At 69.5% G+C, this 20,357-nt stretch carries 21 protein-coding genes; 14 read left to right on the forward strand and 7 right to left on the reverse strand.

Features of this window, described 5'->3' with window-relative positions; genetic code table 11:
- Positions 1–4 precede the first annotated feature (4 nt).
- Positions 5–1,123 carry a transaldolase gene (gene tal / locus AB0N07_RS06380; protein WP_365832645.1) on the reverse strand — a complete coding sequence of 373 codons (1,119 nt, stop codon included), beginning with the start codon at positions 1,121–1,123 and terminating at the stop codon, positions 5–7.
- Positions 1,124–1,156: 33 nt separating this feature from the next.
- On the reverse strand, positions 1,157–3,259 hold the full coding sequence (tkt, locus tag AB0N07_RS06385) for a transketolase (RefSeq protein WP_365832647.1): 2,103 nt from the start codon (positions 3,257–3,259) through the stop codon (positions 1,157–1,159).
- A 430-nt stretch (positions 3,260–3,689) separates the two neighbouring features.
- Between tkt and AB0N07_RS06390 the strand changes: the two genes are divergently transcribed.
- The 3 genes from AB0N07_RS06390 (at position 3,690) to AB0N07_RS06400 (ending at position 6,230) form a co-directional block, all read left to right on the forward strand.
- Entirely contained in the window at positions 3,690–4,619 is a 930-nt protein-coding gene (locus AB0N07_RS06390) for a heme o synthase (RefSeq protein WP_365832686.1), read from the forward strand.
- Positions 4,620–4,733: 114 nt separating this feature from the next.
- Positions 4,734–5,066, forward strand: coding sequence for a hypothetical protein (locus AB0N07_RS06395; RefSeq protein WP_365832649.1), 333 nt, complete (start codon positions 4,734–4,736; stop codon positions 5,064–5,066).
- Positions 5,067–5,123: 57 nt separating this feature from the next.
- Positions 5,124–6,230 (forward strand): amidohydrolase family protein, encoded by a 1,107-nt coding sequence (locus AB0N07_RS06400; RefSeq protein ID WP_365832651.1) that lies wholly within the window; start codon positions 5,124–5,126, stop codon positions 6,228–6,230.
- Between the two features lie 22 nt (positions 6,231–6,252).
- Here the strand turns inward: AB0N07_RS06400 and AB0N07_RS06405 are convergent, their stop codons facing one another.
- The 3 genes from AB0N07_RS06405 to AB0N07_RS06415 form a co-directional block, all read right to left on the reverse strand.
- Positions 6,253–7,245, reverse strand: coding sequence for a COX15/CtaA family protein (locus AB0N07_RS06405; RefSeq protein ID WP_365832688.1), 993 nt, complete (start codon positions 7,243–7,245; stop codon positions 6,253–6,255).
- 85 nt (positions 7,246–7,330) lie between these two features.
- Positions 7,331–8,047, reverse strand: coding sequence for an ABC transporter permease (locus AB0N07_RS06410; protein ID WP_365832690.1), 717 nt, complete (start codon positions 8,045–8,047; stop codon positions 7,331–7,333).
- Positions 8,048–8,100: 53 nt separating this feature from the next.
- Positions 8,101–9,024: an ABC transporter ATP-binding protein gene (locus AB0N07_RS06415; RefSeq protein WP_365832653.1), complete on the reverse strand. Its 924-nt coding sequence runs from the start codon at positions 9,022–9,024 to the stop codon at positions 8,101–8,103.
- Between the two features lie 420 nt (positions 9,025–9,444).
- On the opposite strand from AB0N07_RS06415, the gene AB0N07_RS06420 reads away from it, so the two are divergent.
- Genes AB0N07_RS06420 through AB0N07_RS06455 form a run of 8 tightly spaced genes read left to right on the forward strand, consistent with a single transcriptional unit; the run spans position 9,445 to position 16,017 of the window.
- The gene (locus AB0N07_RS06420; RefSeq protein WP_365832655.1) at positions 9,445–10,197 is read left to right on the forward strand and encodes a metalloregulator ArsR/SmtB family transcription factor; all 753 of its coding nucleotides are present in this window, start codon (positions 9,445–9,447) and stop codon (positions 10,195–10,197) included.
- Positions 10,194–11,615: a Fe-S cluster assembly protein SufB gene (sufB, locus tag AB0N07_RS06425; protein ID WP_365832657.1), complete on the forward strand. Its 1,422-nt coding sequence runs from the start codon at positions 10,194–10,196 to the stop codon at positions 11,613–11,615. Before AB0N07_RS06420 ends, sufB begins: the two co-directional genes overlap by 4 nt.
- A gap of 54 nt (positions 11,616–11,669) precedes the next feature.
- The gene (sufD, locus tag AB0N07_RS06430; protein ID WP_365832659.1) at positions 11,670–12,863 is read left to right on the forward strand and encodes a Fe-S cluster assembly protein SufD; all 1,194 of its coding nucleotides are present in this window, start codon (positions 11,670–11,672) and stop codon (positions 12,861–12,863) included.
- Entirely contained in the window at positions 12,860–13,177 is a 318-nt protein-coding gene (locus tag AB0N07_RS06435) for a bifunctional 3-phenylpropionate/cinnamic acid dioxygenase ferredoxin subunit (protein WP_030933402.1), read from the forward strand. Before sufD ends, AB0N07_RS06435 begins: the two co-directional genes overlap by 4 nt.
- 7 nt (positions 13,178–13,184) lie before the next feature.
- Positions 13,185–13,949: a Fe-S cluster assembly ATPase SufC gene (gene sufC, locus AB0N07_RS06440; RefSeq protein ID WP_365832662.1), complete on the forward strand. Its 765-nt coding sequence runs from the start codon at positions 13,185–13,187 to the stop codon at positions 13,947–13,949.
- Positions 13,946–15,202: a cysteine desulfurase gene (locus AB0N07_RS06445; RefSeq protein ID WP_365832664.1), complete on the forward strand. Its 1,257-nt coding sequence runs from the start codon at positions 13,946–13,948 to the stop codon at positions 15,200–15,202. The genes sufC and AB0N07_RS06445 overlap by 4 nt, the downstream gene beginning before the upstream one ends.
- Before the next feature lie 18 nt (positions 15,203–15,220).
- Entirely contained in the window at positions 15,221–15,688 is a 468-nt protein-coding gene (gene sufU, locus AB0N07_RS06450) for a Fe-S cluster assembly sulfur transfer protein SufU (RefSeq protein WP_365832666.1), read from the forward strand.
- A complete protein-coding gene (locus tag AB0N07_RS06455) occupies positions 15,685–16,017 on the forward strand; it encodes a metal-sulfur cluster assembly factor (protein WP_028809645.1) in 333 nt (110 codons plus the stop codon). Before sufU ends, AB0N07_RS06455 begins: the two co-directional genes overlap by 4 nt.
- Positions 16,018–16,078: 61 nt before the next feature.
- On the opposite strand, the gene AB0N07_RS06460 is transcribed toward AB0N07_RS06455, so the two are convergent.
- Entirely contained in the window at positions 16,079–16,903 is an 825-nt protein-coding gene (locus tag AB0N07_RS06460; protein ID WP_365832668.1) for an AbfB domain-containing protein, read from the reverse strand.
- Between the two features lie 206 nt (positions 16,904–17,109).
- Between AB0N07_RS06460 and AB0N07_RS06465 the strand changes: the two genes are divergently transcribed.
- Together AB0N07_RS06465 and AB0N07_RS06470 are read left to right on the forward strand one after the other, a co-directional pair.
- Positions 17,110–17,448: a multidrug efflux SMR transporter gene (locus AB0N07_RS06465; RefSeq protein WP_365832670.1), complete on the forward strand. Its 339-nt coding sequence runs from the start codon at positions 17,110–17,112 to the stop codon at positions 17,446–17,448.
- Positions 17,448–17,993: a TetR family transcriptional regulator gene (locus tag AB0N07_RS06470; RefSeq protein WP_365832672.1), complete on the forward strand. Its 546-nt coding sequence runs from the start codon at positions 17,448–17,450 to the stop codon at positions 17,991–17,993. Before AB0N07_RS06465 ends, AB0N07_RS06470 begins: the two co-directional genes overlap by 1 nt.
- A gap of 19 nt (positions 17,994–18,012) precedes the next feature.
- On the opposite strand, the gene AB0N07_RS06475 is transcribed toward AB0N07_RS06470, so the two are convergent.
- Positions 18,013–18,900 carry a winged helix-turn-helix transcriptional regulator gene (locus tag AB0N07_RS06475; protein WP_365832674.1) on the reverse strand — a complete coding sequence of 296 codons (888 nt, stop codon included), beginning with the start codon at positions 18,898–18,900 and terminating at the stop codon, positions 18,013–18,015.
- A gap of 92 nt (positions 18,901–18,992) precedes the next feature.
- On the opposite strand from AB0N07_RS06475, the gene AB0N07_RS06480 reads away from it, so the two are divergent.
- A partial coding sequence (locus AB0N07_RS06480; protein WP_365832676.1) for an MFS transporter occupies positions 18,993–20,357 on the forward strand: 1,365 nt, incomplete at its 3' end.

Raw genomic sequence — 20,357 nt, forward strand, 5'->3', positions numbered from 1 at the left:
GGGTTCAGCCCTCCGAGGGGGCGAGGCGCTCCAGCTCCGCCTCGGTCGACTTGAGCAGGTCGTTCCAGGACGCCTCGAACTTCTCGACGCCCTCGTCCTCGAGGAGCTGCACCACGTCGTCGTACGAGATCCCGAGCTTCTCGACGGCGTCGATGTCGGCGCGGGCCTGCTCGTACGTACCGGCGACCGTGTTGCCGGTGATCGAGCCGTGCTCCTCGGTGGCCTGCAGCGTGGCCTCCGGCATGGTGTTGACCGTGTTCGGCGCCACCAGGTCGTCGACGTAGAGGGTCGGCTTGTAGGCCGGGTCCTTCACGCCGGTGGAGGCCCACAGCGGACGCTGCTTGCGGGCGCCCGCGTTCTCCAGCTTGCTCCAGCGGTCCGAGGAGAAGACCTCCTCGTACGCCTGGTAGGCCAGACGCGCGTTGGCGACGGCGGCCTTGCCGCGCAGGGCCTTGGCCTCGTCGGTGCCCAGGCCGTCGAGCCGCTTGTCGATCTCGGTGTCCACACGGGACACGAAGAAGGACGCGACCGAGCGGATCAGGGAGAGGTCCAGGCCGCGCTCCTTGGCCTTCTCCAGACCGGACAGGTAGGCGTCCATGACCTCGCGGTAGCGCTCGAGCGAGAAGATCAGCGTGACGTTGACGCTGATGCCGAGGCCGATGACCTCCGTGATCGCCGGCAGACCCGCCTTGGTGGCCGGGATCTTGATCAGCGTGTTCGGGCGGTCGACCAGCCAGGCCAGCTGCTTGGCCTCGGCGACCGTCGCCCTGGTGTTGTGCGCCAGACGCGGGTCGACCTCGATCGACACCCGGCCGTCCTGGCCGTCGGTGGCGTCGAAGACCGGGCGCAGGATGTCGGCGGCGTCCCGGACGTCCGCCGTGGTGATCATGCGGACGGCCTCTTCGACGGTGACCTTGCGGGCGGCGAGGTCGGCGAGCTGCTGCTCGTAACCGTCACCGCTGCTGATCGCCTTCTGGAAGATCGTCGGGTTGGTGGTGACGCCCACGACGTGCTGCTGGTCGATCAGCTCGGCGAGGTTGCCGGACGTGATCCGCTTGCGCGACAGGTCGTCCAGCCAGATCGCGACGCCTTCTTCGGAGAGGCGCTTGAGTGCGTCTGTCATGGAATTACATCTCCTACGTGTCGTATATGGGCGTCAGCGCTGGGCGGCGGCGAGGGATTCCCGGGCCTTGGCGGCCACGTTCTCGGCAGTGAAGCCGAACTCGCGGAAGAGGACCTTGCCGTCGGCGGAAGCACCGAAGTGCTCCAGGGAAACGATGCGACCGGCGTCCCCGACGTACTTGTGCCAGGTGAGACCGATGCCCGCCTCGACCGCGACCCGCGCCTTCACCTGCGGCGGCAGGACGCTGTCCCGGTACCCCTGGTCCTGCGCCTCGAACCACTCCACGCACGGCATGGACACGACCCGCGTCGGCACCCCGTCGGCCTGCAGCTGCTCGCGCGCCTCCACGGCGACGTGCACCTCGGAACCGGTGGCGATCAGGATGACCTGCGCCTCGGCGCTCTGCCCTTCGGGCCCTTCGGCCTCGAACAGGACGTAACCGCCCTTGGCCGCGTCCTCGTTGGGCTCGTACGTCGGCACGCCCTGACGGGTCAGCGCCAGGCCGTGCGGGGCACCCTTGCCGAACTCCTTGGTGTAGCGCTTGAGAATCTCGCGCCAGGCGATCGCGGTCTCGTTGGCGTCGGCCGGGCGGACCACGTTCAGGCCCGGGATGGCGCGCAGGGACGCGAGGTGCTCGATGGGCTGGTGCGTCGGGCCGTCCTCGCCGAGACCGATGGAGTCGTGCGTCCACACGTACGTCACCGGCAGGTGCATCAGCGCCGACAGACGCACGGCGTTGCGCATGTAGTCGGAGAAGACCAGGAACGTACCGCCGTAGATACGGGTGTGGCCGTGCAGCGCGATGCCGTTCATCTCCGCGGCCATGGAGTGCTCGCGGATGCCGAAGTGGATCGTGCGGCCGTACGGGCTCGCCTCCGGCAGGGGGTTGTCCGCCGGCAGGAACGAACTGTTCTTGTCGATGGTCGTGTTGTTCGACCCGGCGAGGTCGGCGGAGCCGCCCCACAGCTCGGGGATGACCGCACCCAGCGCCTGCAGCACCTTGCCGGAGGCGGCACGCGTCGCGACACCCTTGCCCGGCTCGAAGACGGGGAGCTTCTCCTCCCAGCCGGCCGGCAGCTCACCGGCGTTGATGCGGTCGAAATCGGCGGCGCGCTCGGGGTTGTTCTGCCGCCACAGCTGGAAGGACTTCTCCCACTCGGCCTTCGCCTCGCGGCCCCGCTCCAGTGCCTGACGGGTGTGCTTGATGACGTCGTCGGAGACCTCGAAGGACTTCTCCGGGTCGAAGCCGAGGACACGCTTGGTGGCGGCCACCTCGTCGTCGCCGAGCGCCGAGCCGTGCGCGGCCTCGGTGTTCTGCGCGTTCGGGGCGGGCCAGGCGATGATCGAGCGCATCGCGATGAAGGACGGCTTGTCCGTCACCTGCTTCGCGGCCTCGATCGCGTTGTAGACGGCGTGCGGGTCGAGGTCGCCGTCGGGCTTCGGGGCGATGCGCTGCACATGCCAGCCGTAGGCCTCGTACCGCTTGACGGTGTCCTCGGAGACGGCCGTCTCGGTGTCGCCCTCGATCGAGATGTGGTTGTCGTCCCACAGCAGGATCAGGTTGCCGAGCTTCTGGTGGCCGGCCAGCGAGGACGCCTCGGCGGAGATGCCCTCCTGGAGGCAGCCGTCACCGGCGATCGCGAAGACGAAGTGGTCGAAGGGGGACTCGCCCTGCGGGGCGTCCGGGTCGAACAGGCCGCGCTCGTAGCGGGCGGCCATCGCCATGCCCACGGCGTTGGCGACACCCTGGCCGAGCGGGCCGGTCGTCGTCTCGACGCCCTTGGTGTGGCCGTACTCCGGGTGACCCGGGGTCTTCGAGCCCCAGGTGCGGAAGGCCTTGAGGTCGTCCAGCTCCAGGCCGAAGCCGGCCAGGTAGAGCTGTGTGTAGAGGGTCAGGGACGAGTGACCGGCGGACAGCACGAAGCGGTCGCGGGCAACCCAGTCCGGGTCGGCCGGGTCGTGCCGCATCACCTTCTGGAAGAGGGTGTAGGCGGCGGGCGCCAGGCTCATCGCCGTACCCGGATGGCCGTTGCCGACCTTCTGTACGGCGTCGGCGGCCAGAACGCGGGCGGTGTCCACGGCCCGCTGGTCCAACTCGGTCCACTCGAGGTCTGTGGTGGTCGGCTTGGTGCTCACCCTGGGTCAGGGCTCCTCTCCACATGTCACGCATGTCGAAATGTCACGCATGTCGAATACCGGCGCACTGGACGCCCACCGGCCGCTGTCGAGCCTACCCTTGTAAGTACGTGCAATTTTTCGAGTCATTCCAGACTGCCGGGCCTATGTGCAATCCGCCTCCCGACTGGGCGGATCGCATTCGGCAACTGAATACGGAGCGGCTCATCCGAGTGCTCAATCGAGCTCTCGATCGAGCTTCTGTACGGCCCCTCCCAACACGACCCCACCCCCGCGAAGGTCGGGGTATGGGCAACGTCTACAGTGGCGTGGTACGCGCGAGCCTTTACCGGGACTTCACAGGGACGAGGCTTGCTGGGATGTCTCTGTAGGGGTGTGCGTGACGGCCGTCGAATCCCGTCCTGGGGGCACCTCCCAGGCCCTTAAGGCACTGGGGGAGGGTGCGCTGGGGGAGAGCAGGAGCTCGAGTCACCGGCCGTTCGGGGCCCGTGTCAAGGCGTTCGTGGCGCTCACCAAGCCGCGGATCATCGAGCTGCTGCTCATCACCACCGTTCCGGTGATGTTCCTGGCTCAGCGGGGCGTGCCGGACCTGACGCTGGTGCTGCTCACCTGCGTCGGCGGCTACCTCTCGGCGGGCGGCGCCAACGCGCTGAACATGTACATCGACCGCGACATCGACGCCCTCATGGACCGCACCTCGCAGCGTCCGCTGGTCACCGGCATGGTCAGCCCGCGCGAGTGCCTCGCCTTCGGCATCACCCTCGCGGTCGTCTCCACGCTTCTGTTCGGCTTCACCGTCAACTGGCTGAGCGCGTGGCTCTCCCTCGGCGCACTCCTCTTCTACGTCGTCGTCTACACGATGATCCTCAAGCGCCGTACCTCGCAGAACATCGTGTGGGGCGGCATCGCCGGCTGCCTCCCGGTGCTCATCGGCTGGTCGTCCGTCACCGACTCCATGTCGTGGGCGCCGATCATCCTCTTCCTCGTCATGTTCTTCTGGACGCCGCCGCACTACTGGCCGCTGTCCATGAAGGTCAAGGAGGACTACGCGCGCGTGGGCGTGCCGATGCTGCCGGTCGTCGCCTCCAACAAGGTGGTCGCCAGGCAGATCGTGATCTACAGCTGGGTGATGGTCGCGGTCTCGCTGCTGCTGACCCCGCTCGGCTACACGGGCTGGTTCTACACACTCGTGGCACTGCTGGCCGGCGGCTTCTGGCTCTGGGAGGCGCACGGCCTGCAGAACCGGGCCAAGGCCGAGGTGACGGGCGCGAAGCTGAAGGAGATGCGCCTGTTCCACTGGTCCATCACCTATGTGTCGATCCTGTTCGTCGCCGTCGCGGTGGACCCCTTCCTGCGTTAGTGGCTGCAGACGGGCGGGGGGGGGGGGGGGGGAGCACCACACCCGCCCCCCCGTGGTCAAGGCCACGCACCCCGCCCGTCGCCGTTTGATCTACCCGTCGGTAGCATCCTGGCCATGGCAGAGACTCAGCAGGTTGACCCGAAGGCCGAGCGCAAGGTGGCGCGGCTCGCCAAGCAGATCAGCGCCTTCTCCAAGGCGCACGGCGGGGCCGAGGGCCAGGTGGCCTACATCGGCGAGCGCGGCGCCCGCATCGTCCTCGTCGGTGAGGACGGCGGCTGGGGCAACCTGGTGGCGCCCTCGTACGAGCTGGCCGAGAAGGCGGTGCAGAAGGCCGGCATCACCGTCCACGAGGACTTCGACGGCGAGTTCGCCGCCAAGGTGAAGACGGGCCGGTACGAGTGGACGCGCATGGCGGGGATCCAGGTGGGCGGTCCCAGCAACACCTAGTGCCGGGTTCACCCGTTAGGCCCTGTGACAGCAGGGGCCAGCACACGGGGAGTCCGGATGATCGAAACGCCGTCCCTCGTGGACCAGTACTGCCACGGCGTACTGAGGACGGAGCTGGGCCTCGGCACCTTCGAGGCCCAGCTGTCCCGCACCGAGGGCCCGCCCGCGCCCGGCACCACCCTCTTCGACACGCAGACCGGTTTTGCCGTACGACGCTGGTGCCCTCCGCTGCTCGGCCTGGAACCGCACTGTCCGCCCGCCCGCTATCTCGCCCGCCGTCGTGAACTGGGCGTACTGGAAACGGGCCGCAGGCTGCTGCGCGGCAGCGGCATCACGACGTATCTGGTCGACACGGGACTGCCCGGCGATCTGACCGGCCCCTCCGAGCTGGCGTCCGCCGGGGCCGCGGAGGCCCGCGAGATCGTCCGTCTGGAGTTACTGGCCGAACAGGTCGCGGACACCTCCGGCACCGTGGAGTCCTTCCTCGCCAACCTCGCCGAGTCGGTGCACGCCGCCGCGGCGAACGCCGTGGCCTTCACCTCGGTCGCGGGCGTACGGCACGGTCTGGCGCTCGCGCCCGAGCCGCCGGGGCCGGGTGAGGTGCGAGGCGCCGCCGGCCGGTGGCTGGCCGGACGCAGGGTCGGCGGCGAGCTGACCGACGCCGTACTCCTGCGTCATCTGCTGTGGATCGCGGTCGCCTCCGGCCTGCCGCTCCAGCTCCACGCGGGCCTCGGTGAACCGGGCCAGCGCATCGACCGCACCGACCCGGTGCTGCTCACGGACTTCGTCCGCGCGACGGCGGGCCTGGGCACCGACCTGGTCCTGCTGCACGGCTACCCCTACCACCGCCACGCCGCCCACCTGGCCGGTGTGTTCCCGCACGTCTACGCCGACTCGGGCGCCGCTCTGGTCCGCACCGGCGCCCGCGCCGCGACCGTCCTCGCCGAGATCCTGGAACTGGCCCCCTTCGGCAAGATCCTCTTCTCCAGCGGCGCCCATGGCCTGCCCGAACTGCACGTCGTGGGGGCACGACTGTTCCGGGAGGCCCTGGGGCGGGTCCTGGGCGGCTGGGTCGCCGAGGGGGCGTGGTCGCCGGCGGATGCGCAACGGGTGGCGGGGATGGTGGCGGCGGGGAATGCGCGCCGGGTGTACGGGCTGGGGTGAGCCGTACCGGGACGCGGACCGGCTAGGCCCGCGTGCCCACCGTCACCTCGGTCGAGGGACCGGGCAGGTCGACAACCGCCTCCGGCCGCTCCCGCAGGGCCAGCAGCACCCGCAGCGCCCAGATCCAGATCAGGCAGGAGCCGAACATGTGCAGCCCGACGAGGATCTCGGGCAGGTGCGTGAAGTACTGGACGTAGCCGATGACGCCCTGCGCGAGCAGCACCAGGAACAGCTCGCGGGTGCGGGCCAGCGGGTCCTTGGGGGCTTCGACCGCCTTCAGGACGAACCACAGGGCGAAGGTCAGCGTGACCACGATCCACGCGAGCACCGCGTGCAGCTTGGCGACCGTCTCCCAGTCGACCGGAATGCGCTCGACCTTGCTGGAGTCACCCGCGTGCGGGCCCGCGCCGGTGACCACCGTGCCCGCCGCGATCAGCAGCACGGTGGCGAGGACCAGGAACCACACCATCTGCTGCACCGGCTTGCCGACCAGCGGGCGGGGCGCCCCGTCGCCCTCGCGGGTGCGCTGCCACATCACGACGGCGACCGCGATCAGCGCGGAGGCGAGCAGGAAGTGGGCGGCGACCGTGTACGGGTTGAGGCCGACCAGGACCACGACGCCGCCGAGCACCGCGTTGCTCATGACCAGCCAGAACTGGGCCCAGCCCAGACGGGTCAGGCTGCGCCGGTACGGCTTCTCGGAGCGCGCGGCGACGATCGCCCAGCCGATGGCGGCGCACAGCACATACGTCAGCATGCGGTTGCCGAACTCGATGGCGCTGTGGAAGTTCATCGCGCCCGTCGGTGCGAGCGAGTTCGCGGTGCACTTGGGCCAGGTCGGGCAGCCGAGCCCCGAGCCGGTGAGCCGCACCGCCCCGCCGGTGACCACGATGACCACCGACATGACGAGCGCGGAGAGAGCCGACCGCTGGACCGTCCGGGGTTCGGGGGTCCAGCGTCCGGCGATGAAGGAGAGCGGGTTGCGCAGGGCCGCCACGGCGTCGGCGCGGGTCACGTTTGGCACGGGCCCATCGTAGGCGGGCCGCTTGTGCACGCGTTCACGAGGGTCCGTGAAGCCCCTGTTCCCCCACTGCTGCGGGCTACTCCCAGCGGAAGAACCTCCCGGCCACCGCCAGCCCGACGACCGCCCACACACCCAGGATCCCCAGGTCGCCCCAGGGCATTCCGGCTCCGTGCTGCAGCACGTCCCGCAACCCGTCCGACAGCGCCGAGATGGGCAGCAGCCCCAGCACGTCCTGCGCCCCCTGCGGGAACTTGTCCATCGGCACGATCACACCGCCGCCCACGAGCAGCAGCAGGAAGACCAGGTTGGCGGCGGCCAGGGTCGCCTCCGCCTTGAGCGTGCCCGCCATGAGGAGCCCGAGACCGGAGAAGGCCGCCGTGCCCAGGACCAACAGGAGCAGGACGGCTGCAGGGTTGCCGTGCGGCGACCAGCCCAGCGCGAAGGCGATCACCGTCAGGAGGATCACCTGAAGGATCTCCGTGACCAGCACCGACGCCGTCTTCGCGGTCATCAGCCCCCAGCGGGGGAGCGGCGAGGAGGCCAGGCGCTTCAGGACGCCGTAGCGGCGCTCGAAGCCCGTGGCGATCGCCTGGCCGGTGAACGCCGTCGACATCACGGCGAGAGCCAGGATGCCGGGGGCGAGGAAGTCGACGGACTTGCCCGTGCCCGTGTCGACGATGTCCACCGAGCTGAACAGGACCAGCAGGAGGGTCGGGATCACGACCGTCAGCAGGAGCTGTTCGCCGTTGCGCAGCAGCATCCTCGTCTCGAGCGCGGCCTGGGCCGCGATCATGCGGGGGAGAGGGGCCGCGCCGGGCTTCGGCGTGTACGTACCGGTGGCCGTGGTCACGAACGCAGCTCCTTGCCGGTGAGCTCCAAAAACACGTCTTCGAGGGTGTGCCGCTCGACCGAGATCCTGTCCGGCATCACCCCGTGCTGCGCGCACCAGGACGCCACCGTCGCCAGCAGCTGCGGGTCGACCTTGCCGACGACCCGGTAGGAGCCCGGGGTGAGCTCCGCGGCCGAGCAGTCGGCGGGGAGCGCCTTGAGGAGGGACCCCACGTCCAGGCCGGGGCGACCGGTGAAGCGGAGCGTGTTCTCGGCGCCGCCGCGGCACAGCTCCTCCGGGGAGCCCTGGGCGATGACCCGGCCGGCGTCGATGATCGCGACGTCGTCGGCGAGCTGTTCGGCCTCGTCCATGTAGTGCGTGGTGAGGATCACCGAGACGCCGTCGGCGCGCAGGTCGCGGACCAGGTCCCAGGTGGCGTGCCGGGCCTGCGGGTCGAGGCCCGCGGTCGGCTCGTCCAGGAACACCAGCTCCGGGCGGCCCACGACCGCCATCGCGAGCGCGAGGCGCTGCTGCTGGCCGCCGGAGAGGCGGCGGTATGTCGTACGGCCGCAGGAGCCGAGGCCGAGCCGCTCCATCAGGGCGTCCACGTCCAGCGGGTCGGCGTGCAGTTTCGCCACGTGCCGCAGCATCTCGTCCGCCCGTGCGCCCGAGTAGACGCCGCCGGACTGCAGCATCACGCCGATGCGCGGATGCAGTTGGCGGGCCTGCCGCACCGGGTCGAGGCCCAGGACGCGCACGGTGCCCGAGTCGGGTCTGCGGTATCCCTCGCAGGTCTCGACGGTCGTGGTCTTGCCCGCGCCGTTCGGGCCGAGTACGGCCGTCACGCCCGCCTCGGCCACCAGGTCGAGGCCGTCCACAGCGGTTTTGGTGCCGTACCGCTTCACCAGGGCCTGAACCTGGACCACGGGCTCACTTCGCATGGGCCAGAGTCTAGGTACGGGTGCCACGGCCCGGACGGGCGGGTGCAGTATCTCCACTCCCGGGGGGCGCGGGGACCTCGTCCTCACGGGACCGGTGCGACGCCGGCCACCGCTCGCGTACGCCACCGCATCCGCCACGGGCGCCCACCCGCGCCGCCCCAGCGGCACGACTGCCCGCAGCTGCGCCGACCGCGGGTGCGGCGACGGTGTCGCCAGTGACAAGAGGGCCGGTCGGAGGGGGTGTCGGCAGGGTTGGGGGTGTCCCGAAGGGGCCCCGGGGCGCCGCCGAATCGGCCCGGCTCTGATCGATCAAAGATCGTTTCCGCAGGTCAGGTTAGGTGTGCCTAAGTGACGCAGGGCACCGTCCGGCAGTCGGGACGCGGCTTGCCCGGTCCTGAGGAATTACGCAACAATGGCGTTGTGAAAAACGTCGGCGAGGCTCTGGTGACCCCCACGGGGGCGCACCAGGAAGAGCACGCGACCGGTGAGCGCTCCACGCGCAACCGCGTCGCGCGGTCGATCCTGGACCACGGGCCCTCGACCGTCACCGAGCTGGCCGGGCGCCTCGGGCTCACCCCCGCGGCCGTACGACGGCATCTGGACGCACTGGTCGCGGACGACGTCGTCGAGCCGCGGGAGCAGCGGGTGTACGGCGCGCGTACGCGCGGCCGTCCCGCCAAGGTGTTCGCGCTGACCGACTGCGGCCGTGACGCCTTCGACCAGTCCTACGACAAGCTCGCCGCGGACGCCCTGCGCTGGATCGCGGAGCGCTTCGGCGGGGACGAGGCGGTGGTGGCCTTCGCGCGCGCGAGGATCGCGGAGCAGGCCGCCGCCTACCGCGCGGCGATCGAGGCCGCCGCCCCCGAGCAGCGCACCGAAGCCCTGGCCAAGGCCCTGAGCGCGGACGGGTACGCTGCTACGGCGCGCAGCGCCCCCCTCCCGCAAAAAGGTGAGCAGCTCTGCCAGCACCACTGCCCGGTGGCCCATGTCGCGGAGAAGTTCCCGCAGCTGTGCGAGGCGGAGACCGAGATCTTCTCCCAGCTGCTCGGCACGCACGTCCAGCGGCTGGCGACCATCGCGCACGGCGACGGCGTCTGCACGACGTTCATCCCCAAGATTTCCAAGACCACTGACAACGCAACCGCAAGCACGGCCGGGAGGAACCCCGCATGACTCTCCCCACGGAGACTGCCCACCCTGAGCTCGAGGGCCTGGGCAAGTACGAATACGGCTGGGCCGACTCCGACGAGGCCGGTGCCTCTGCCAAGCGCGGTCTCAGCGAGGACGTCGTCCGGGACATCTCCGCCAAGAAGAACGAGCCGGAGTGGATTACCAAGCTCCGTCTCAAGGGCCTGCGCCTGTTCGAGAAGAAGCCCATGCCGAACTGGGGCTCCGACCTCTCGGGCATCGACTTCGACAACATCAAGTACTTCGTGCGCTCCACGGAGAAGCAGGCGGAGTCCTGGGAGGACCTGCCCGAGGACATCAAGAACACGTACGACAAGCTCGGCATCCCCGAGGCGGAGAAGCAGCGCCTCGTCGCCGGTGTCGCGGCCCAGTACGAGTCCGAGGTCGTCTACCACCAGATCCGCGAGGACCTGGAGGAGCAGGGCGTCATCTTCCTGGACACCGACACCGCCCTGAAGGAGCACCCCGAGCTCTTCAAGGAGTACTTCGGCACGGTCATCCCGGTCGGCGACAACAAGTTCGCGTCGCTGAACACCGCCGTGTGGTCCGGCGGCTCCTTCATCTACGTGCCGAAGGGCGTGCACGTGGAGATCCCGCTCCAGGCCTACTTCCGCATCAACACGGAGAACATGGGCCAGTTCGAGCGGACGCTGATCATCGTCGACGAGGACGCCTACGTCCACTACGTCGAGGGTTGTACGGCCCCGATCTACAAGTCGGACTCCCTGCACTCCGCGGTCGTCGAGATCATCGTCAAGAAGGGCGCCCGCTGCCGCTACACGACCATCCAGAACTGGTCGAACAACGTCTACAACCTGGTCACCAAGCGCGCCGTGGCGTACGAGGGCGCGACCATGGAGTGGATCGACGGCAACATCGGCTCCAAGGTGACGATGAAGTACCCGGCCGTCTACCTGATGGGCGAGCACGCCAAGGGCGAGACCCTCTCCATCGCCTTCGCGGGCGAGGGCCAGCACCAGGACGCCGGCTCCAAGATGGTCCACATGGCGCCGAACACCTCCTCCAACATCGTCTCCAAGTCGGTGGCCCGCGGCGGCGGCCGTACCTCCTACCGCGGTCTCGTCGAGATCGGTGAGGGCGCCGCCGGATCCAAGTCGAACGTGCTGTGCGACGCGCTGCTCGTCGACACCATCTCCCGCTCCGACACGTACCCCTACGTGGACGTCCGCGAGGACGACGTGTCCATGGGCCACGAGGCGACCGTCTCCAAGGTCTCCGAGGACCAGCTCTTCTACCTGATGAGCCGCGGCCTCAGCGAGTTCGAGGCGATGGCCATGATCGTGCGCGGCTTCGTCGAGCCCATCGCGAAGGAGCTGCCCATGGAGTACGCGCTGGAACTCAACCGGCTGATCGAGCTCCAGATGGAAGGTGCGGTCGGCTGAGCGACGGCCGCCCCCATCAAGTCACTTACGTAGGAAGAGAGCAGACCGACAGCCATGGCTGAGGCTCAGAACATCCCCGTGGGGTCCACCACCGCGGGCCAGATCGCGGTGGCCGCCGAGTCGACCGTCGCCACGCGCATGAGCGCGCCCCCGTCCTTCGACGTGGCGGACTTCCCGGTCCCGCACGGCCGCGAGGAGGAGTGGCGGTTCACCCCGCTGGAGCGCCTGCGCGGGCTGCACGACGGCACCGCCGTCGCGACCGGCGAGGGCGTGAAGGTCGCCGTCGAGGCCCCCGAGGGCGTCACCGTCGAGCTCGTCGACCGTGACGACGCACGCCTCGGCAAGGCGGGCACCCCGGTGGACCGCATCGCCGCCCAGGCGTACTCGGCGTTCGAGAAGGCCGGCGTGGTCACCGTCCCCAAGGAGACGGTGCTCACCGAGCCGATCCGCATCGCCGTGCACGGCGAGGGCGGGGTCGCCTACGGCCACCAGGTCGTGGAGCTCGGAGCCTTCGCCGAGGCCGTCGTCGTCATCGACCACACCGGTGATGCGGTGCTTGCCGCCAACGTCGACTACATCCTGGGCGACGGCGCCAAGCTGACCGTCGTCTCCGTCCAGGACTGGGACGACAAGGCCGTGCACGTGGCCCAGCACAACGCCCTCATCGGGCGCGACGCCAGCTTCAAGTCGGTCGTGGTCACCTTCGGCGGCGACGTCGTACGGCTGCACCCGCGTGTCTCCTACGCCGGTACCGGCGGCGAGGCCGAGCTGTTCGGGCTGTACTTCACGGACGCCGGCCAGCACCAGGAGCACCGCCTCCTGGTCGACCACAACGTCCCGCACTGCAAGTCCAATGTCGTCTACAAGGGCGCGCTGCAGGGCGAGGCCGCCCACGCGGTGTGGATCGGCGACGTCCTCATCGAGGCCAAGGCCGAGGGCACGGACACCTACGAGATGAACCGGAACCTCGTCCTCACGGACGGCGCCCGGGTCGACTCCGTGCCGAACCTCGAGATCGAGACCGGTGAGATCGTCGGCGCCGGCCACGCCTCCGCGACCGGTCGCTTCGACGACGAGCAGCTCTTCTACCTGATGGCCCGCGGCATCCCGGCCGACGAGGCCCGCCGCCTGGTGGTCCGCGGCTTCTTCGCCGAGCTGGTCCAGCAGATCGGCGTCGACGACATCCAGGCGCGGCTGCTGGAGAAGATCGACGAGGAGCTGGAGACTGTGTCTGGATCGGGCCGATGACCTTCGTACGCGCCTGCGGGCTGAGCGAGCTGGAGGAGGACACCCCGAAACGGGTGGAACTCGACGGCACGCCCATCTCGGTCGTGCAGACCGAGGGTGAAGTGTTCGCGATCCACGACATCTGCTCGCACGCGAACGTCTCGCTCTCCGAGGGCGAGGTGGAGGACTGCCAGATCGAGTGCTGGCTGCACGGCTCCAGCTTCGACCTGCGCACCGGCAAGCCGTCCGGCCTGCCCGCGACGCGCCCCGTCCCCGTATACCCCGTAAAGATCGAAGGGGACGACGTGCTCGTCTCCCTCAACCAGGAGTCCTGAGGCACCCATGGCAACGCTTGAAATCCGAGACCTGCGCGTCACCGTCGAGGCCGACAACGCCACGAAGGAGATCCTCAAGGGCGTCGACCTGACCGTGAAGCAGGGCGAGACGCACGCCATCATGGGCCCCAACGGCTCCGGCAAGTCGACCCTCGCCTACTCCCTCGCGGGCCACCCGAAGTACACGATCACCGGCGGCACCGTCACGCTCGACGGCGAGGACGTCCTGGAGATGTCCGTCGACGAGCGCGCCCGTGCGGGCCTGTTCCTCGCGATGCAGTACCCGGTCGAGGTCCCCGGCGTCTCCGTGTCGAACTTCCTCCGTACCTCCGCCACCGCCATCCGTGGCGAGGCCCCCAAGCTGCGTCTTTGGGTGAAGGAGGTCAAGGAGGCCATGGAGCGCCTCAACATGGACCCCTCCTTCGCCGAGCGCAACGTCAACGAGGGCTTCTCCGGCGGTGAGAAGAAGCGCCACGAGATCCTCCAGCTCGAACTGCTCAAGCCGAAGATCGCGATCCTCGACGAGACCGACTCCGGCCTCGACGTCGACGCGCTCCGGGTCGTCTCCGAGGGCGTCAACCGCGTCCGCGAGACCGGCGAGGTCGGCACCCTGCTGATCACGCACTACACGCGCATCCTGCGCTACATCAAGCCCGACCACGTGCACGTGTTCGCCGGCGGCAAGATCGTCGAGTCCGGCGGTGCCGAGCTCGCCGACAAGCTGGAGAACGAGGGCTACGAGGCTTACACGAAGGGTGGCGTATCCGCGTGACACAGCTGCCGGGCCTCCTCGACACCGAGGCGATCCGCAAGGACTTCCCCATCCTGGACCGCCAGGTCCACGACGGGCGGAAGCTCGTGTACCTGGACAACGCGGCGACCTCGCAGAAGCCGCGCCAGGTGCTGGACGCCCTGAACGAGTACTACGAGCGCTACAACGCCAACGTCCACCGCGGTGTGCATGTGCTCGCCGAGGAGGCCACGGCGCTGTACGAGGGTGCGCGGGACAAGGTCGCGTCGTTCATCAACGCGCCCAGCCGCGACGAGGTGATCTTCACCAAGAACGCCTCCGAGTCGCTCAACCTCGTGGCGAACATGCTGGGCTGGGCCGACGAGCCCTACCGCGTGGACCACGAGACCGAGATCGTCATCACGGAGATGGAGCACCACTCCAACATCGTGCCGTGGCAGCTGCTGTCGCAGCGCACGGGCGCGAAGCTGAAGTGGTTCGGCCTGACCGACGACGGCCGTCTCGACCTCTCCAACATCGACGAGATCATCACCGAGAAGACGAAGATCGTCTCCTTTGTGCTGGTGTCGAACATCCTCGGCACGGTCAACCCGGTCGAGGCGATAGTCCGCCGTGCCCAGGAGGTCGGTGCGCTGGTCTGCATCGACGCCTCGCAGGCCGCCCCGCACATGCCGCTGGACGTGCAGTCGCTGCAGGCCGACTTCGTGGCCTTCACCGGCCACAAGATGTGCGGTCCGACCGGCATCGGTGTGCTGTGGGGCCGGCAGGAGCTCCTGGAGGACCTGCCGCCGTTCCTCGGCGGCGGCGAGATGATCGAGACCGTGTCGATGCACTCGTCGACCTACGCTCCCGCCCCGCACAAGTTCGAGGCGGGCACCCCGCCGATCGCGCAGGCGGTGGGTCTCGGAGCGGCGATCGACTATCTGCAGTCGATCGGCATGGACAAGGTCCTGGCCCACGAGCACGCGCTCACCGAGTACGCGGTGAAGAAGCTGGGTGAGGTCCCGGACCTGCGGATCATCGGCCCCACCACGGCCGAGGACCGCGGCGCGGCGATCTCCTTCACGCTCGGCGACATCCACCCGCACGACGTGGGCCAGGTCCTCGACGAGCAGGGCATCGCGGTCCGCGTCGGCCACCACTGCGCGCGGCCCGTGTGCCTGCGCTACGGAATTCCTGCGACCACGCGAGCGTCGTTCTATCTGTACTCCACGCCGGCCGAGATCGATGCACTGGTCGAGGGGCTGGAGCACGTACGGAACTTCTTCGGCTGAGGGACGTGAGCTGAGACAGTGAAGCTGGACTCGATGTACCAGGAAGTCATCCTGGACCACTACAAGAACCCGCACGGGCGTGGTCTTCGGGATGGCGACGCCGAGGTGCACCACGTGAACCCGACGTGCGGCGACGAGATCACCCTGCGCGTGAAGTACGACGGCACGAGGATCGAGGACGTCTCCTACGAGGGCCAGGGCTGCTCGATCAGCCAGGCCTCGGCCTCCGTCCTGAACGAACTGCTGGTCGGCAAGGACCTGACGGACGCTCAGAAGATCCAGGAGACCTTCCTGGAGCTGATGCAGTCCAAGGGCCGGATCGAGCCTGACGACGCGATGGAGGAGGTGCTGGAGGACGCGGTCGCGTTCGCCGGTGTCTCCAAGTACCCGGCCCGGGTCAAGTGCGCCCTCCTCAGCTGGATGGCGTGGAAGGACGCGACGGCCCAGGCCCTGGGCGGAGCCGACGCCGAAAGGAAGACGGCATGAGCGAGACCGTTGAGATGAAGCCGGCCTCGGAGGAAGAGGTCCGTGAGGCGCTGTACGACGTCGTCGACCCCGAGCTGGGCATCGACGTCGTCAACCTCGGCCTGATCTACGGCATCCACATCGACGACGCGAACATCGCGACGCTCGACATGACCCTGACCTCGGCGGCCTGCCCGCTGACGGATGTCATCGAGGACCAGGCCAAGTCCGCCACGGACGGCCTCGTCAGCGAACTGCGCATCAACTGGGTGTGGATGCCGCCGTGGGGCCCGGACAAGATCACGGACGACGGACGCGAGCAGCTGCGGGCGCTCGGGTTCAACGTCTGAGGTCCACCCACTGCTCGAAGGAGAACGGCGACGCCCTGAGGGCGTCGCCGTTCTCGTGTCCTCAGGCCAGCCCGGCCACCAACCGGAACGCCGAATCCGCAACGTAGCCGTCGTTGTACTGGTAGGAATCCAGCTTCAGCTGGAAGTTCTGGTGCCGCAGGAACCGGCCCGGATAGTTCACCGACTCCAGCATGACCGCTCCCGAGTAGGCGGAGGCGCGGGGGCAGAAGGTGGCGTCCTGCTTGAAGAGGTAGGAGCCGTCGTTCGGTTCGTCGCGGAGCAGGAAGTCGCGGTGGCGCAGGTACTTGCCGTCGTGGGTGGCGAAGGAATAACAAGCGCTGTCCGCCAGGCCCTTGACCACCTTGAAGGTGGAGTCCTGGCGGGACTCCGAGCCGGCCGGCGGGTCGAGCCTGACGTAGTCGCCACTCACATGCCAGTAGCGGTCGGGGTAGTTCACCGACTGCATGGACCCGTAAACGGCCGACGGTTTCGAGTGGCTCGGCGAACTCGTATGGGGTTTGGGTGACTTGGACGGCTTGCTGCCGCCGGCCGCCGAGTCGTGCGGACTGGGCGACGTACTGGTCTGCGCGGACGACTGGCCGCTCTTGTCGGTGGGTGTCGTGACGCCGTTCGTGGACGGCGTGGCGAAGGAGATCAGGCCGGGCGGCGTTTCGGCGACGGCCGACGACGGGGTCCCGGACGCCCGTGACGGGCGGTCGGAGTCCCTGTCCATCACGGCTATCGCGGTCGCGCACGCGACGATCGTCGACAGGGCCAGCACGCCGGCCAGCCAGAGTCTTCGGGTTCCCGGGGCTCGGGAGGTGTCGGGGGACCAGCCGTTCTCCCAGGGCTGGTTCCGGGGCGGCTCGGGGGTGGTTTCTGGCATGCGCTGTTCCTCCAGCGGCGCCCGAGGCGGCGGCCGGGGATGAGGTGGGGGTGAGGTGAGCGAGCGGTGAAACCTTAGTGGAGTGAAGAGATTGCGGGGAGTCGTTTAAGCGAGCGATTTCCATGAAGGTTGAACCTCCTCATCCGGAATGCGGCGCTACGCATCCCTCGGCGCCGGTGGATCGTTGTGTACGGACGTACGCATCATTGTGTACGCTCGTACACATGGCATTCCTGATGCTCCTCGCGGCCATCGCCGCCGAGGTGGGCGGTACCACCGCCATGAAGTTCAGCCACGGCTTCAGCCGGCTGTGGCCCTCCGTGCTGACGCTCGCCGGATACGGCGTCTCCTTCTGGCTGCTCGCCCAGACGCTGAAGAGCGTGTCGGTCGGCACGGCCTACGCGATCTGGGCCGGCCTCGGCACCGCGGCCATCGTGGCCATCGGCATCTTCTTCCTCGGCGAGGGGATGACCGTCCCGAAGGTCGTGGGGATCGGGCTGATCATCGTGGGGGTCGTGGTGCTCAATCTGGGAGGCGCGCACTGATGGCCCGCCGCTACGACCCCGACCGGCGGCAGCGGATCATCGACGCGGCGATCCGGGTGGTGGGGGAGAAGGGCCTGACCGGGCTGAGCCACCGCTCGGCCGCCGCCGAGGCCAACGTGCCGCTCGGGTCGACGACGTACCACTTCAAGACCCTCGACGAGCTGATGGTCGCCGCGCTGCGGCAGGCGAGCGAGGGCTTCGCCAAGGTGGTCGCCTCGCGCGGCGGCCTGGAGGATCCGCCGCCCGACCTCGCCGCCGAACTCGCGGGCTGTCTGGGCGAGTGGCTCGCGGGCGACCGCACCGGCGTCGAGCTGGAGTACGAGCTCTATCTCGCCGCCCTGCGCCGCCCCGCCCTGCGCCCGGTGGCCGCCGAATGGGCCGAGGACGTCGCCGAACAGATCGCCCGGCACACCGACCCGGTGACGGCCCGGGCGCTGGTCGCGCTGATGGACGGCATCTGTCTGCAGGTGCTGCTGACGGGGGTGCCCTACGACGAGGAGTACGCGCGCGAGGTGCTGGCGCGGATGATCCCCCGGCCCCGTTGACGAGCGGGCGCCACCCGCGTCACTCCTGCGAGGCGAGACGCCGGACCGTGGCCAGTGCGGCCGCCACGCTCCCGGCGATGTCCGTCACCGGATACTGCACCTCCCGTACGACCCGCTCCCGGTCCACGACCAGCGTGAGCCGCTTCAGCCGGCTCGCCCCCGCCGCGCGGAACGTCGGCAGCCGCAGCGCGGCGATGAGGGACAGGCCGGCGTCCGACAGCAGCGGGAAACGCAGCCCCTCCTTCTCCGCGAACGCCCGCTGCTCGTCCGGGCGCTGGGTGGAGACGCCGTGCACGGCGGCGCCCGCTGCGGTGAACTCGGCCAGCCGGTCGCGGTAGGTGCAGGACTCCAAGGTGCAGCCGGGCGTGCCGGGGATGTCCGTCCAGCCCGGCGGGTAGGAGTCGGCGCGGGCGTAGGCGCCGGGGAAGCAGTACAGGACGGTGTACGGGCTGTCGGCGGCGACCGGGTCGAGCAGCCCGCCCGTGTGGCCCGGGAGCCGGAGTTCGGGGATCCGCTCGCCGACCAGTTCGTGCACCCGCTGGGCCTCCGCGGACGCCTCCGCCGTCGTGGCCGTCGTGCTCCCGTCGCCCAGGACCCAGGCGTCGCCCCAGTCCTGGAGGGCGATCAGTACGGGGAGCAGGGCACGGCCGCGCGCGGTGAGGCGGTACTCGTGGCGGACGGGACGCTCCTGGTACGGCACCCGGGACAGCACGTCCGCCTCGACGAGAAGGCGCAACCGCTCGGTCAACACCTTTCTGGACACGCCGAGTTCGGCCTGCAGCGCGTCGAAGCGGTGCACCCCGCGGGCCGCGTCCCGGACGATCAGCAGCGTCCACCAGTCGCCGACCACGTCCAGAGCCTGTGCGATGGCGCAGGTGGCGTCCTCCAGGCTCGTCCTGCGGGCCATGGCTTGCCGTCCCTTCGTGCACAGGTCGTGGTTGACCTGAGGTTGTCATGCCTCCATAGTAAGTTCCTAAAAGGAACTCACTGGGGGAACGAGTGCGAGGTCTGCGAGAAGTGCCGCGGACGGTCTGGCTGCTGGCCTGCGGGACCTTCGTGAACATGGTCGTGAGCGTGAGCTTCGCCTATACGTTCCTGTATCTGACCGGGCCGCGCGGGCTCGGGACGGGCCAGGCGGGCCTGCTCAGCGGTGTCGCGGGGGCCGGGCTGGTCGCGGGGAACTTCACCGGCGGCTGGTACGGGGACCGGTTCGGGCACCGGCGGGTGCTGCTCGCGGGCGCCGCGGTGTCCGGGCTGGTCCTGGCCGCCGTGCCGCTGCTGCCGACCTCGCTCCTGCTCGCCGCGTTGCCGCTGTCCCAGTACGCGTCCGGGGTGCAGCGCGCGGCCAACTCGGCGCTCGTCGCGGTCATCGTGCCCGAGGGGGTGCGGCGGCAGGCGTTCGCGGTGGTGCGGGCCGCGGCGAACGGGGGGTTCACCTTGGGCCCGGTGCTCGGGGCGCTGGTCGCCACGCGCTTCTCGTACGACTGGCTGTACGTCGCCGAGGGGTTCGGGAGCCTGGGGCTGGCGTGCTGGACGGCGCGGGTGGTGCCGGCGCGAGGGGTCGGCGGGCGGGGGCGGGCGGGGCGTGGGGAGCAGCGGGGTGGGGTGTGGGCGGCGCTTCGGGCTCGGCCCGCGGTGTTGGTGCTGTTGCCGGCGATCTTGGTGATCGACGTCGTCTATCGGCAGCAGTACTCCACGTTTCCGCTCTTTCTCGCCGACCACGGGATGGATGCGCGGGTGTACGGGGCACTGCTCGCGATCAACGGTGGGGTGTTGCTGTGTCTGGAGCTGCCGGTGGCGGTGGCGCTGCGGCGGCGTTCGCCGTTGCGGATCGTGGGGTGCGGGCTTTTGTTGGTCGGTGGGGGGTACGGGGTGCTGTTGGTGGGTGCCGGGGTGGGGGCGGCGGTGGTGATGATGGGGCTGTTGACGGTGGGGGAGGTGTTGTACAAGACGACCGCCACGGCTTACGTCGCCGATCAGGCGCCGGGACATGTGCTCGGGCGGTTCCAGTCGCTGTACGCCGGGGTGTCGATCAGCGGGGTGGTGTTGGCTGCGCCCTTGGGTGGGGTGCTGTATGCGGCGGCGCCGGGGGTGTTGTGGCCGGTGTGTGCGGGGGTGGGGGTACTGGCCGGGGGCGCTGTGCTGCTGGCCGGGGGGCGGACTGCCGGCCCTGTGTCCGTCGCCGCAGAGGTTTCTCGCCCCAGCCGCCCCCACCCGTCCCGTCCCAGTGGCGCTGCCTCTTCGACCCGGCTGGGGGCTGCGCCCCCAGTCTACAACCCGCTGTCCACGGGCGCCGACGCGGCGCGCGGTCTGTTGGGGGGCGGCCCGGGGGCGCACGACCTGTGGGTCACGCTCGGCTGGTCC

Source organism: Streptomyces sp. NPDC051172 (assembly GCF_040682555.1).
Lineage (GTDB): Bacteria > Actinomycetota > Actinomycetes > Streptomycetales > Streptomycetaceae > Streptomyces.

Excerpts from the sequence above, each read along its gene's own strand:
- tal (WP_365832645.1), bottom strand. The coding sequence starts at position 1,123 with ATGACAGACGCACTCAAGCGCCTCTCCGAAGAAGGCGTCGCGATCTGG.
- AB0N07_RS06395 (WP_365832649.1), top strand. The coding sequence starts at position 4,734 with ATGGCAGAGACTCAGCAGGTTGACCCGAAGGCCGAGCGCAAGGTGGCG.
- AB0N07_RS06400 (WP_365832651.1), top strand. The coding sequence starts at position 5,124 with ATGATCGAAACGCCGTCCCTCGTGGACCAGTACTGCCACGGCGTACTG.
- AB0N07_RS06410 (WP_365832690.1), bottom strand. The coding sequence starts at position 8,047 with ATGATCGCGGCCCAGGCCGCGCTCGAGACGAGGATGCTGCTGCGCAAC.
- AB0N07_RS06415 (WP_365832653.1), bottom strand. The coding sequence starts at position 9,024 with ATGCGAAGTGAGCCCGTGGTCCAGGTTCAGGCCCTGGTGAAGCGGTAC.
- sufB (WP_365832657.1), top strand. The coding sequence starts at position 10,194 with ATGACTCTCCCCACGGAGACTGCCCACCCTGAGCTCGAGGGCCTGGGC.
- sufD (WP_365832659.1), top strand. The coding sequence starts at position 11,670 with ATGGCTGAGGCTCAGAACATCCCCGTGGGGTCCACCACCGCGGGCCAG.
- AB0N07_RS06435 (WP_030933402.1), top strand. The coding sequence starts at position 12,860 with ATGACCTTCGTACGCGCCTGCGGGCTGAGCGAGCTGGAGGAGGACACC.
- sufC (WP_365832662.1), top strand. The coding sequence starts at position 13,185 with ATGGCAACGCTTGAAATCCGAGACCTGCGCGTCACCGTCGAGGCCGAC.
- AB0N07_RS06455 (WP_028809645.1), top strand. The coding sequence starts at position 15,685 with ATGAGCGAGACCGTTGAGATGAAGCCGGCCTCGGAGGAAGAGGTCCGT.
- AB0N07_RS06460 (WP_365832668.1), bottom strand. The coding sequence starts at position 16,903 with ATGCCAGAAACCACCCCCGAGCCGCCCCGGAACCAGCCCTGGGAGAAC.
- AB0N07_RS06470 (WP_365832672.1), top strand. The coding sequence starts at position 17,448 with ATGGCCCGCCGCTACGACCCCGACCGGCGGCAGCGGATCATCGACGCG.
- AB0N07_RS06475 (WP_365832674.1), bottom strand. The coding sequence starts at position 18,900 with ATGGCCCGCAGGACGAGCCTGGAGGACGCCACCTGCGCCATCGCACAG.